At 70.5% G+C, this 12,142-nt stretch carries 11 protein-coding genes and 1 tRNA gene; 5 read left to right on the top strand and 7 right to left on the bottom strand.

Annotated elements, in window-relative coordinates:
* Nucleotides 1–7: 7 nt before the first annotated feature.
* Nucleotides 8–265 carry a DUF7561 family protein gene (locus tag AMR74_RS01615; protein WP_049932058.1) on the top strand — a complete coding sequence of 86 codons (258 nt, stop codon included), beginning with the start codon at nucleotides 8–10 and terminating at the stop codon, nucleotides 263–265.
* Nucleotides 266–307: 42 nt separating this feature from the next.
* Here AMR74_RS01615 and AMR74_RS01610 read toward each other — a convergent pair whose 3' ends face one another.
* Nucleotides 308–2,686 (bottom strand): amino acid permease, encoded by a 2,379-nt coding sequence (locus AMR74_RS01610; protein WP_053770322.1) that lies wholly within the window; start codon nucleotides 2,684–2,686, stop codon nucleotides 308–310.
* A gap of 196 nt (nucleotides 2,687–2,882) precedes the next feature.
* Between AMR74_RS01610 and AMR74_RS01605 the strand changes: the two genes are divergently transcribed.
* The gene (locus AMR74_RS01605; protein ID WP_053770970.1) at nucleotides 2,883–3,992 is read left to right on the top strand and encodes a pyridoxal-phosphate-dependent aminotransferase family protein; all 1,110 of its coding nucleotides are present in this window, start codon (nucleotides 2,883–2,885) and stop codon (nucleotides 3,990–3,992) included.
* 33 nt (nucleotides 3,993–4,025) lie between these two features.
* Here the strand turns inward: AMR74_RS01605 and AMR74_RS01600 are convergent, their stop codons facing one another.
* The 3 genes from AMR74_RS01600 to AMR74_RS01590 all read right to left on the bottom strand — a co-directional run bounded on the left by AMR74_RS01600 (nucleotide 4,026) and on the right by AMR74_RS01590 (nucleotide 5,607).
* Nucleotides 4,026–4,328, bottom strand: coding sequence for a hypothetical protein (locus AMR74_RS01600; RefSeq protein ID WP_053770321.1), 303 nt, complete (start codon nucleotides 4,326–4,328; stop codon nucleotides 4,026–4,028).
* A gap of 115 nt (nucleotides 4,329–4,443) precedes the next feature.
* Complete coding sequence (locus AMR74_RS01595; RefSeq protein WP_053770320.1) at nucleotides 4,444–4,743, bottom strand: DUF424 domain-containing protein; 300 nt, start codon at nucleotides 4,741–4,743, stop codon at nucleotides 4,444–4,446.
* Nucleotides 4,744–5,607, bottom strand: a complete 864-nt coding sequence (locus tag AMR74_RS01590) for a tetratricopeptide repeat protein (RefSeq protein ID WP_053770319.1) — start codon at nucleotides 5,605–5,607, stop codon at nucleotides 4,744–4,746.
* 108 nt (nucleotides 5,608–5,715) lie between these two features.
* Here AMR74_RS01590 and AMR74_RS01585 point away from each other — a divergent pair, with 108 nt between their 5' ends.
* A complete protein-coding gene (locus AMR74_RS01585) occupies nucleotides 5,716–6,414 on the top strand; it encodes an SdpI family protein (RefSeq protein WP_053770318.1) in 699 nt (232 codons plus the stop codon).
* Nucleotides 6,415–6,497: 83 nt separating this feature from the next.
* Nucleotides 6,498–7,160: a DUF7119 family protein gene (locus AMR74_RS01580; protein ID WP_053770317.1), complete on the top strand. Its 663-nt coding sequence runs from the start codon at nucleotides 6,498–6,500 to the stop codon at nucleotides 7,158–7,160.
* 32 nt (nucleotides 7,161–7,192) lie between these two features.
* Here AMR74_RS01580 and AMR74_RS01575 read toward each other — a convergent pair whose 3' ends face one another.
* Complete coding sequence (locus AMR74_RS01575; RefSeq protein ID WP_053770316.1) at nucleotides 7,193–8,524, bottom strand: M20/M25/M40 family metallo-hydrolase; 1,332 nt, start codon at nucleotides 8,522–8,524, stop codon at nucleotides 7,193–7,195.
* Between the two features lie 105 nt (nucleotides 8,525–8,629).
* Between AMR74_RS01575 and AMR74_RS01570 the strand changes: the two genes are divergently transcribed.
* Nucleotides 8,630–8,703 (top strand) — tRNA-Lys (locus AMR74_RS01570).
* Between the two features lie 136 nt (nucleotides 8,704–8,839).
* On the opposite strand, the gene AMR74_RS01565 is transcribed toward AMR74_RS01570, so the two are convergent.
* Complete coding sequence (locus AMR74_RS01565; protein ID WP_053770315.1) at nucleotides 8,840–9,496, bottom strand: lactate utilization protein; 657 nt, start codon at nucleotides 9,494–9,496, stop codon at nucleotides 8,840–8,842.
* A gap of 312 nt (nucleotides 9,497–9,808) precedes the next feature.
* Complete coding sequence (thsA, locus tag AMR74_RS01560; protein ID WP_053770314.1) at nucleotides 9,809–11,464, bottom strand: thermosome subunit alpha; 1,656 nt, start codon at nucleotides 11,462–11,464, stop codon at nucleotides 9,809–9,811.
* Between the last annotated feature and the right edge of the window lie 678 nt (nucleotides 11,465–12,142).

The raw sequence follows: 12,142 nt of genomic DNA, 5'->3' as shown, positions 1-12,142 counted from the left end.
TCCGAGTATGGCCTCCGAGGCGTGCGACGTCTGCGAGCGGTCCGTCCGGATCGCCGGCGGGATCGGCGACCTGTGGAACTTCGCGTTCGAGTCGACGCAGGGACTGACGCTCGAACTCACCGACGGCTCGGAGTTCTTCCTCTGTTTCGACTGCATGGAACGGCTGCCGGACGACCACGAGCCGACCGCCGAGGACGTGGCCGCCCTCCGGGAACGCACCGACCCGGTCGAGGACGACGACAACCACTTCTGGCACTGGGGCTGACGCGGGGCACTCGCCCTCCGCTAGTAAAAAGCGACCGCCGCGTCAGTCCGCCTTCGACTCCTCGCCGGACCCGCCCTCGTCTATCTCGGGCGTGGACGGCGCCGGCTCGACGCCGGTATCGGCGGGCGTCTCCGCTCCGTCGGTGACCTCGTTCGACCGCGCGCCGCTCCCAAACAGCCGGTCGAGGATGCCGCGGTCGCTGCGCTTCTCCGCGAGCAGCACGGAGCACTCCACCTCGTTGAGCACGTCTAACACGAGCGAGCCGCGGACCAGCCGCGAGAGCAGCCCCTTCTGCGTCGCGCCGATGATGAGCATCGTCGCGTCGCGGGCGGCGCGCTCAATGCTGTCCTCCACGTCGCCGGTCTCGATCCGGAGCGCCGCGTCCGAGAGGTCGTGCTCGTCGGCCCACTCGGACAGGAACGCGCGGCCCTCCTCCTCGCCATCCTCGGCGACGTGGAGCAGGGTGACCTCGCCGTCGAACTCCGTCTGGAGCATCTTCGCGACCGCCCCGGAGAGGTCGGAGGCCGGACCGCCAGCGGTCGGCACGAGGATGCGCGAGGCGTCGAAGCCACGGTCGCGGAACACGAGGAAGTCCGAGGGGAGCGAGTACGCCAGCTCGTCGACGGCGGACTCGGCGCGCCCCGGCGCCCCGTGGGAGTCCTTCCCCCAGCCCATCACGGTCATGTCGGCGCCGTAGGTGCGCGCGGCGTCGAACACCTCCTCGAACACGCGGTGCGACAGGACGACGTGCGTCTCCACGTCGACGCCGAACGTCTCGGCGTCCTCGCGGGCCTGGTCGAGGAGGCCGTGGGCCGCCTCGTGGGCGCCGCGGTCGCGGGCCGCCTCCAGGGAGGTCTGGTCGGGGACGTTCGCGATGTTGACCGCGACGACGGTGCCGTCGCGCTGCTTCGCGATGGCGGACGCGAGCGTGATCAGGTGCTCCTCGGTCGCGGGGTTCGCGAGCGGCACCATCACGCGGTAGTCGCCGCCGCTCGGCTGGACGGAGGTCGCCGCCGAGACGGCCGGCTCGGGCAGGTCCTCGGAGCGGTCGAGGATCCACGTCCCGAGCACGCCGCGCGACTCCACCTTCCCGCGGGCGTACAGCAGGTACCAGAGCAGCGCGAAGACGACGAGGCCGGCGGACAGCAGGATGATCGTCGGGTCGATGTAGTAGATCAGCGCGAACGACGACACCGCGCCGATTATCGGGACGACGGGGTAGAAGGGGACCTCGAAGTCGGGGTCGTACCCCTCGACCTCCGACTCGCGCATCACGATGAGCGCGAGGTTGAGCAGGCCGTACACCACGAGGTGGAGCACCGACCCCATCGTCGACAGCGACTCGACGCTCCCGGCGACAAGGAAGAGGACGATGAGCGCGCCGGTGAGCGCGATCGACTTGTACGGGGTGCCGAACCGCTCGTGGATCTGATTGAGCTTCGGGGTGACGATCTTCTCGCGGCCCATCGCGAAGTTGATCCGGGACGACGAGAGGATCGAGGCGTTCGCGGAGGAGGCGGTCGCGAGCAGCCCGCCGATCAGCAGCATGGCGGCGCCGACGGCGCCCAGCGAGAAGCCGAACAGCGAGTACTCGCCGAACAGCAGCCTGGCGGCGTCGACGACCGCGGTCTCGTTGTTCGCGACCAGCTCGTTCGGCACCGCGGCGAGCAGCACGAGGAGGAACAGCGCGTAGACGACCGTAACGATGATCACCGAGCCGAGGACCGCGAGCGGGAGGTTCCGCCCGGGATTTTTGATCTCCTCGGCGACCGAGGTGATCTGGACGAAGCCCAGATACGAGACGAAGATGATCCCCGTGACCGGGAGCACCTCGCTCGTCGTCCCCGGCGGCGCGAGGGGGCGAAGCGACGACATCTCGGCGTTCAGCAGGCCGACAACGGTGAAGACGGCGAGGATGCCCAGAAGCGACATCACGATGACGATCTGGAGCCCGCCGGTCTCCTTCGCGCCGAAGTAGTTGACGGCGATGAAGAGCAGCGCGCCCGCGAGGCCGATCACCTGCGCCGCCTCCAGCGTCACGAATCCGAGCCCGATCGGCCCGAGGCCGACCAAGGCGTTGACGTACTCGCCGAAGCCGTACATGTAGAACGCCGACGCGAACGCGAGCCCGAGCCAGTTCGCCCACCCCGCGACGGAGCCGAACATGGGGCCGAGCGCGCGGTTGACGTAGAAGTACGCCCCGCCCGACTTCGGCATCGCGGTCCCCAGCTCGGAGGCGGACAGCGCGGTGAACAAGGCGATCACGCCGCCGAGGACGAAGGTGAACGCCGCGAGCGGGCCGGCGCGGGCGACCGCGGTGCCGGGCAGCACGAAGATCCCGGCGCCGATCATCGTCCCGATCCCGATGGTGAGCGCCGCGAGCGGACCGAGGTCCTTCGCGAGCTCCTCGTCGCCGCTCACGGCGGGCCACCTCCGGCGGTTGCGACTCTCGGTGCGTGTATCATACCACAATTCAACCGCCCGGTCGTATAAACCCGGCTGATCCGGGCGACGGCACCGTTTCCGTGAGGCGACGGCGACCGCGCGTCGCGCCTTTTGAACGGAACACAAGGACCATACCCTCACGCGCCCCGGTACGATCTAACAGGTGGATCCCGTGACGAAGAAACGCGAATACCGCGACGACTACGACGAGAAGACGCTGTTCATCCCCGGCCCGACCGAGGTCCGCGACGACGTCATCGAGGCGATGGCCGAGCCGATGTTCGGCCACCGGATGGACCGGATGACCGACCTCTACACCACCATCGTCGAGGACACGAAGGAGTTCCTCGGCACCGACAACGAGGTCGTGATCCTCACCGGCTCCGGCACGGAGTTCTGGGAGGCGACGACGCTCAACCTCGTCGACGAGCACGTCCTCGTGCCGACCTGCGGCGCGTTCAGCGAGCGCTACGCCAACGTCGCCGAGCGCCTCGGGAAGACCGTCCACCGCCTGGAGTACGAGTGGGGCGAGGCGGTCAAGCCCGAGGACGTGCGCGACGCGATCGAGTCCGCGGACGTCCACTACGACATGGTCGCGGGCGTGATGAACGAGTCCTCCACGGGCGTCCGGAACCCGGTCGAGGAGATCGGCGACGTCCTCAAGCAGTACCCGGACACCTACTTCGCCGTCGACGCCGTCTCCTCGCTCGGCGGCGACTACGTCGACATCGACGAACACGGGATCGACGCCGTCTTCGCGTCCACCCAGAAGGCGTTCGCGATGCCGCCGGGGCTCGCCGTCTGCGTCGTGAGCGACGACGCCTACGACCGCGAGGTCGAGAAGGGCGACTCCTCGTGGTACGGCGGCTTCCGCCGCACCATCGACTACTACGACCGCAAGGGACAGACGCACTCGACGCCCGCGATCCCGATCATGTTGGCGTACCGCACGCAGATGAAGCGCATGCTCGACGAGGGGCACCGCGCCCGCGACGCGCGCCACCGCGAGATGATGGAGTACGTCCACGACTGGGCCGACGAGCACTTCGCGATGTTCCCCGAGGCGGGCTACGAGTCGCAGACGGTCGCCTGCATCGAGAACGCGCGGGGGATCGACGTGGCCGCGACGATCGAGGAGGTGAACGAGGAGTACGACATGGCCTTCTCGAACGGCTACGGCGACCTCGGCGAGGAGACGTTCCGGATCGGCCACATGGGCGAGCACACGGTCGAGAGCGTGAAAGCGCTCACCGACGCCATCGAGGACGTGGCGGACCTGTAATCCGGCGCCCGCACCGACCGAGTTCGAGCCGCGTCAGTCCCCGTCGCGGTCGGCGACCAGTTCGATCCGGTAGGTCCGCCCGTCGGCCTCGGTCGGGGTCGCGTCGACGACGACGAACGCGTGGTCGCCGACATCGACGATGTCGCCGGTGGCGAGCGGTTCGCGCCGCTCGTCGCCGCCGTCCGCGGTCGCGCCCCCGCTCGCCGCCGCGGCGACCGCGTCGGGACCGACGCCGAGCGCCGCCTCCCCCCGGTCGACGGCGCGGCGCCAGAACGCGTCCGACGGCTGCCGCGGCCCCAGCCGCGACGCCAGTTCGCTCCGCGTGAGTCGTCTCATCGGATCCGCCTCGTCGCGCTTGCCCTTAGCCGGTTCGGATCCCGGCGAGACGGCGGGCGACGGCGACCGCGACGTCGACGGACCGCGCGTCCGAGTCAGTCGGACCGGGCCGCGTCTACAGCCAGAGCAGTTGCGCGTGCCGCGTCCCGTCGAACTCCAGGACGGTCTCCTCGTCGACGAGGCCGGCCTCGACGGCGACGCCGACCGCCTCGGTGCCGACGATGTTCGCGACCTGCGCGCGCCGGAGCCCCTCGACCACCTCGTCGGCGGTCGCCTCGACGGCGTCGTCGCCGCCGTAGAACGCCTCGCTCACGGTGAGCGTCGCGCGCCCGTTGTCGTACGTCTCGCCGAGACAGTCCGGGTCGCAGACGGAGACGAGCCGTCCCTCGGCGGTCTCGCGCTCGCGGAGCAGCATTCAGAAGCCCTCGGGCCCCTCGCCCTGGAGCTCGCGCTCCGGGGCCTCCTCGCCGCCGCGACCGCCGGCACCGCCGCGACCGCCCCGCGGGGGCTGGCCGCCCGGCCCGGGCGCCTGCCCGGTCTGTTCCTCGACCATCTGCTCTTCCGCCTCGCGGCGGAGCTCCTCGGCGCGGTCGGCGACCTCCTCGGCCTGCTCGTGGTCGCCGGCCTCCTCGAGGGCGCGGGCCTTCTCCTCTAAGACGCCCGCGTCGCGGTAGCCGAGGCGGATCGCGTTGTCGAAGCACTTGACGGCGTCCTCGGCGAGGCCGCGCTCGACCAGGAGGAACCCCCGGTTGTACCACGCCTCGGCGAAGCGCGGGTCGGTCTCGACGGCGCGCTCGGCGTGTTCGAGCGCCTGCTCGCCCCGGCCGGACTCCCAGAGGGCGTACGCGAGGTTGGTCTCGGCGGTCGCGGCGTGTTCGGACTCCTCGTCGATGCGCAGCGCCTCCTGGTAGGCGCCGATCGCCTGGTCGAACTCCTCCAACTGAGCGTGGGCGGCGCCCTTGTTCACCCACGCCTCCTGGGCCTCCAGCGAGCCCTCCTCGGCGAAGTTGGCGGCGCGCTCGAACGTCTCCGTCGCCTCCTCGAAGCGGTTGATCCCCATGTACGAGAGGCCGACGTCGATCAGCTGCTCGACGTCGACGTCCTCGCTGCCGATGTTCCGGCGGTCCAGCTCCTCGGTCAGCACCCGGGAGTCGACGGGGTCGACGCGGCTCGGGTCCTCGCCTAACTCGGGCGGGTCGAGGGTGAACGCGTCGTAGTCGGCGTCGACGCCCTGTCCCGAGGAGAACTCGTGGCCGTCGTCGTCGCGTTCGTCGGTCATACGCCCGGATTGGCGGTCACGACGCGTAAGGGTTGCGTCGTGCCGGGCCCGCGGGGGCGACTCCCACGGGTGAAGCTTTTCGTCGGTGGGGCCCGTCTCTCCGCGCGTATGCCCTCCGACTCCCGACTCTCCACGCGGCTCCGGTTCGGCGTCGCGGCCCTCCTCGTCGCCGTCGGCGCCGCCGCCAGCCTCGCGGTCGCACCGGGCTTGCCCGAGCGGATGGTGACGCAGTGGAACGGCGCCGGCGAGCCGACCGGAACCCTCCCGCGAACGCTCGGGATGTGGTTCGTGCCGGGGCTCGCGGCCGGGCTGATCGGCCTGTTCGCGCTGCTCCCGCAGATCGACCCCCTCGGGGAGAACATCGCCGCGTTCCGCGTCCACTACGACCGGTTCGTCGTCGTGGTCACCGCGTTCCTCGTCGCCGTTCACCTCGCCGTGCTCGCCGTCAACCTCGGCTACGCGGTCGACGTGACGACGCTCGCCGTGGCCGGCGCGGCCGCGCTGTTCTACTACCTCGGGACGCTGCTCCCGCACGTCGAGCCGAACTGGTTCGTCGGGATCCGGACGCCGTGGACGCTCAGCGACGACGCCGTGTGGGACCGGACCCACGCGCTCGGCGCGCGGCTGTTCAAGCTCTCCGCCGCGATAGCGGTCGTCGGCCTCTTCGCCGGCGAGTACGCGGTGTACTTCCTCGTCGGGCCGGCGCTCGCGACCGCCGCGGCCACCGTCGCGTACTCGTACGTCCTGTACGCGCGCGGACCGGACGAGGGGGACGACGGCGACGCGAGCGCCCGGACGGCGAAGTAAGGCCCGCGCCGGGGGCGTCCCGCGTTCGGGCGAGTTCCGCCCCGGTGCCCGGCGTTTATACCTGCGGCCCCGAAGGGACGTGTATGACCGAGGAGTCACGCGCTGACCGGCGGTCCCCCGTCGGCGAACCGGTGGTCCGGTCGGACCCGGCGGTGACGGGCGACCGGGCCGCGGACGCGGTGGGGTTCGACCCGAACGACCCCGACAGCGTCGCGGAGGCCGCGGAGACGGTGGCCCGCTTCGCGGCCGGCGACGTGAGCGACGACGACAACGTCCTGATGCTGCGCGGCGCCGCCGCCTGCGCGGCGCTCGTCCGCGGCGTGGGGTCGTACAAAGAGGCGGCCGAGCGCGGGGGCGAGGGCGTCTCCGTCGCGTTCATCCGCAAGTGGGCGCGGGTCCACGACCTGCCGCAGGCGGTCCGGCGGCAGGTCGCCAACGGGCGGATCGCGCCCAGCGCCGCGAAGCACGTCGCGCGGCTCGGCGGGCGGGACCGCTACCTGCTCGCGTGGGCGACGATAGACGGGGACCTCACGGTCCGCGAGGTGCGCGCCGTCGCGTCGGCGGTCAACGACGGGGCGGACGTCGCGGCCGCGGTCCGCGACGCGGGGGTCGAACTCGGCCGGCTTCAGCTCCGGCTCCCGGCGGACACCTACGTCGAACTGCGCCGCCGGGCCTCCATGGAGACCGTCGATCCGGGCGCGATCGTCGCGGACGCGCTCGACGAGTACCTCGGCGACGACCGGTAGACGACGAGACCGAGGGAACCGCGCGTCGCCGACTAGGCGGCGTAGTCGGTCGCGAACCGCTCGGCGGCGGCGGCGACGGCGTCCCGCGCCGCGACGACCTCCTCCCACGCGATCGTCTCGTCCGGGTAGTGCGCCTCGTCGATGGTGCCGGGACCGAACAGCACCGCCGGGATCCCGGCGGCGACGAAGTGTCGCGAGTCCGCGCCGTACGTCGCGCCCCGCGGCTCGACGTCCGGGTGGCCGGTCGCGGCGAGGCCGGCGCGGACCGCCTCCACGACCGGCTCGTCGACGGCGATCTCGGCCGGCTCGAACTGGACCGAGAACCGCTCGAACCGGGGCGGGTGCTCGCGCAGCCAGGGGTCGTCGGTCGCGACCCGGTCCAGCCGCTCGCGGAACGCCGCCTCCACCTCGGCGACGGTCTCGCCGGGCGCGACGCCGATCCGGAACTCCGCGTCGAGCGTCGCCGGGACCGTCGAGGCCCACGAGCCGGCCTCGACCCGACCGCAGACGACCGGCCACGGGACCGGGAAGGACTCGTACAGCGGGTGCGACACCGACTCGGCGCGCTCGGCCTCTAAGTCGGCGAACGCCTCTCGCACGGCCTCGAACCCCGGGAGCACGTCCTCGCCGCGCCACCGGGTGGCCGCGTGCGCGCTCCGCCCGTCGATCTCCAGCCGGGCCATGAGCGACCCCTCGCAGGCGACGACGGGGCGCAGCTCGGTCGGCTCCGCGACGATCGCCGCGTCGCGCTCGAAGGGGAACGGGCTCGCGAGCGCGGCGGTCGCGGCGCCGTAGCCGCCGTCCTCCTCGCCCGCGACGGCCTCGACGACGAGCCGGAGCCCGGACGGGGGGAGGTCGACCGAGCCGTCCGCGACCCCCTCGCGGACGTCCACCGCGGCGCCGACGCAGGCCGCCAGCCCCGACTTCATGTCGGCGGCGCCGCGGGCGGTGAGCGTCTCGCCGTCGCGGCCGGGCGGCGCGTCCCGGGCCGCACCGTCGCCCCAGACCGGCTCGAACGGGTCGCTCGACCATTCGGCCGGCTCGGCGGGGACGACGTCGAGGTGGCCGTTCAACACGAGGGTGGGGACCGAGTCGTCCCCGTCGCCCGCGTCGGTCGCGTCGGTCGCGTCGCCGAGTTCGAGAACGCCCGCGACGCTGCGCCGCCCCTCGACGGCCGCCGCGTCGAGGTCGTCCGGAAAGGAGGGGTGGTCCGCGAGGACGGCGGGGTCGGCGTCCCAGGCGTACGTCTCGAAGCCGAGGTCGGCGAGTCGCTCCGCGACGAACGCGGCCGCGGCCGCCTCCTCGCCGGCGGTCGAGCGGTGCCGACAGAGGTCGGCGGCGAACGCGCGCATGTCGAAGTCCATGGTTGCGGCGACGGCGGGGGCCGGGAAACCGTTTCGGGTGGCGACGCCGACCCCTACCGCGGTTCTAAACGTTTATCCGTCGGCTGACCCTACGACAGTTCGTCTGGGCCGGTAGCTCAGTTAGGGAGAGCGTCCGGCTTTTAACCGGACGGTCGGGGGTTCGAATCCCTCCCGGCCCGTACAGCGAGACGGTGAGCAGCGCGAACCGTCGAGCGAACCGATCGGGAGGGATTCGAAGAGACCGGTCGCGCGCAGCGAACGGAGTAGGCGAGGCCGTCGAAAGGAGGAAAAAGCGCCTGGAGCGTCGGCGCGGGCTCAGTACCCGAGCTGCTCGCGCACGAGGACGACCGTCGTGCGGCCCTCCTCGGTCTCGCGGCGGTAGATCAGCTGCTTCGCGATGGCGGACTCGACGCCGTACGCCTCCTGCGCGCGCTCGTTCTCCAGCGGGTACGCGACCGACTCGAGCCGGTCGAGGGCGTCGTCGAGCGTCGGAACGATCTTGTTGATCCCGGTGACGATGACGACGTTACCCGCCGCGAACGGGTACGCGCCGATCCGGCTGCCGGAGAGGTCGGCGGCGACGAGCTCGCCCGTCTGCGCGACCGCGTTGATGCCGCCGAGGAAGTAGTCCGCGGTCTGGGACTCGCGCCGCGCGGCCTGACGCTCCGCGTCGTCGTCGATGTTCCAGATCCGGTCCGGGAGGCTCTCCCACTCGTGGTCGCCCTCGCTCAGGAACTCGTCGAACCCGATCTCTTCGAGCGTCGTCGAGTGCCCGTTCATCACGGAGACCCCGGCGGGGATCCGCGACGTCACGGCCTCCAGCGCCTCGTCGGCGTCGTCGACGACGACCGCGTCGAAGCCGCGCTCCTCTAAGTTCGCGACCGTCTCCTCGACCGTCTCGTCGTCGGGGAGTTCGTCCAGTTCCGCGTCGATATCGGCGTCGGCTGCGTAATCGGCCTTCTGCTGTGGCATGGTGAACGTGAAAACCTCGTCGGGCGAACGGAGGGTCGGGAGTCACTTAACCGCTCGCGGACACCGCCGTCCGGTGGTGACGCGGGTGTTACCCTCGTGTCGCGCGAGCCGAATGTGGGGGTCGGTAGCGCGGGACTCGGTAGGGAGAGGTGTAGATCCGGATCGAGGAACGAGCGCGTCGCTACGCGGGTCCGGTCGTCGATAAACGTCGCGTGTCGTCGGGCCCGGAGGGGCGCGCGACGGTCGGTCGAGAGGCGGTGCGGCTCGGCGTCAGGTCGGGGTCAGGGGGGCTGTGTGAGTTCTCGCCGAACTTCACATCGCGCCGCCCATGCCGCCCATGCCGCCCATGCCGCCGCCCATGCCGCCGGGCGCGCCGCCGGGGCCGCCGCCGTCGTCGCCGCCGTCGTCGGTGCCGCCGCCCTTGAGGTCGCCCGCGGCGATGACGTCGTCGATGCGGAGGATCATGACGGCCGCCTCGGTGGCGGACTCGATGGCCTGGGTCTTGACGCGGAGCGGCTCCACGACGCCCTCGGCCTCCATGTCGATCACGTCGCCCGTGTAGGCGTCGAGACCGGCGCCGAACTCGCCGCCGTCGTGGCGGGAGCGGAGGTCGACCAGCGAGTCGATGGGGTCGAGGCCCGCGTTCTCGGCGAGGGTGCGCGGGACGACTTCCAGCGCGTCGGCGAACGCCTCGACGGCGAGCTGCTCGCGGCCGCCGACGGAGTCGGCGAAGTCGCGGAGCTGGAGCGCCAGCTCGGCCTCGGGGGCGCCGCCGCCGGGCAGCACCTTCCCGTCGAGCAGCGTCGTGCGGACGACGCCGAGCGAGTCGTCGATGGCGCGCTCGACCTCGTCGACGACGTGCTCGGTGCCGCCGCGGAGGATGAGGGTGACGGACTTCGCCTCCTCGACGTCCTCGACGAAGATGCGCTCGTCGCCGCCGATGTCCTTCTGGGCGACGGAGCCGGCGAAGCCGAGGTCGTCCGTCTCGATGTCGTCGAGGTTGGAGACGACGCGGCCGCCGGTCGCGCGGGCGAGGCGCTTGAGGTCGTCGGACTTCGCGCGGCGGACGGCGAGGATGCCCTCCTGCGCGAGGTAGTGCTGCGCCATGTCGTCGATGCCGTCACCGACGAAGACGACGTCGGCGCCGATCTCGGTCAGGTGGTCGACCATCTCGCGGAGCTGCTCCTCTTCCTGGTCGAGGAACTGCTGGAGCTGGTCGGGGTCCGTGACGTTGACCTCGGCGTCGATCTCCGTCTCCTTCACTTCGATGGCGCCGTCGAACAGCGCGACGTCGGCGTCCTCGACCGCGAAGGGCATGTTCTCGTCGACGCGCTCCTTGTCGACGATGACGCCCTCGACGAGCTCGGACTCGTCGATGGAGCTGCCGACGACCTTCTCGACAGAGACGTTCTCCGTGTCGATGCCGTCGTCGTCCTGGACCGCGAGGACGGCGTCGACGACGAGCTCGGCGAGGAGGTCCTTGGAGTTCTCCGCGCCCTTGCCCGTCATCGCCGTCTCGGCGATCTCGACGAGCGTGTCGCGGTCGTCGGCGGAGACGTCGATGGCCTCCTCGTCGAGGATCTCCTTGGCCTTCTCGGCGGCCTGGCGGTACCCCTGCGCGAGGGTCGTCGCGTGGATGTCCTGGTCGAGGAGCTCCTCGGCCTGGTCGAGGAGCTCACCGGCGACCACGACCGCGGAGGTGGTGCCGTCGCCGACCTCCTCCTCCTGCGTCTCGGAGACCTCGACGATCATGTTGGCCGCCGGGTGGTCGATGTCCATCTCCTTCAGGATGGTGACGCCGTCGTTCGTGACGACGACGGACCCGCCGGAGTCGACGAGCATCTTGTCCATCCCTTTCGGGCCGAGCGTCGTGCGGACGGACTCCGCGACCGCCTTGCCGGCCGTGATGTTCATGTTCTGCGCGTCCTTTCCGGAGGTACGCTGCGACTCTTCAGAAAGTACGATCATGGGCTGATTGCCCATCCGCTGACGCTGTGACATTACAGCCTTTGATTGATTGTGATTCTATATAAATCCTTTGCTCGGTGCGTGAGAAACCGCAACACGGTGGAGGTATTAGCGAGAGTCATGCGGTGCGTTCACACGGCCCTTTATATGGAACTTCAGATCACGTACTGGGCGTTGGGTGTTTGTGAACGGACTGCGGTGGCGCGTGCCGACGAACGCCCGAAGGGCGTGAGTCGCACGCGCGAGGGAGTACGCTGGATCCCGGAGCGAAGCGGAGGGTGCCAGCGACGAGGCTGGGGAGGCGCGAGGCTGCGGTGGCGGTCGGGGTCGGGCGGGACTCAAATGGGCAGTCGGGAGTGTCCGTACTGCTCACGGAATGATAAACAGAAACGGCTGTGTTGGAAACTACTGGTTCTGGGGGGTTCCGACCGCATGCCGAATAGAGATAGTAACTGTGTGGCCGGTTTATTTTATTCCAAGCACCAAAACTTATTATAATGTCCATGTCGACGTGCTCGCATGGCAACGGACGGTTCCCCGAAACCAAAGGACTCTGCGAGATTATTCGAAGGGAGAACGGTCCCAACCCTTCTCGGTATCGGACTCATGATTGCTGGCCTATCGTTTCTCTTTGCGATTGTGCCTCAAGTTGCGTTTGGGGTCTTGCTCATTCTCTCT

Source organism: Halorubrum tropicale (assembly GCF_001280455.1).
GTDB classification, from domain to species: domain Archaea; phylum Halobacteriota; class Halobacteria; order Halobacteriales; family Haloferacaceae; genus Halorubrum; species Halorubrum tropicale.
This window is presented reverse-complemented; position numbering and strand designations above follow the sequence as displayed.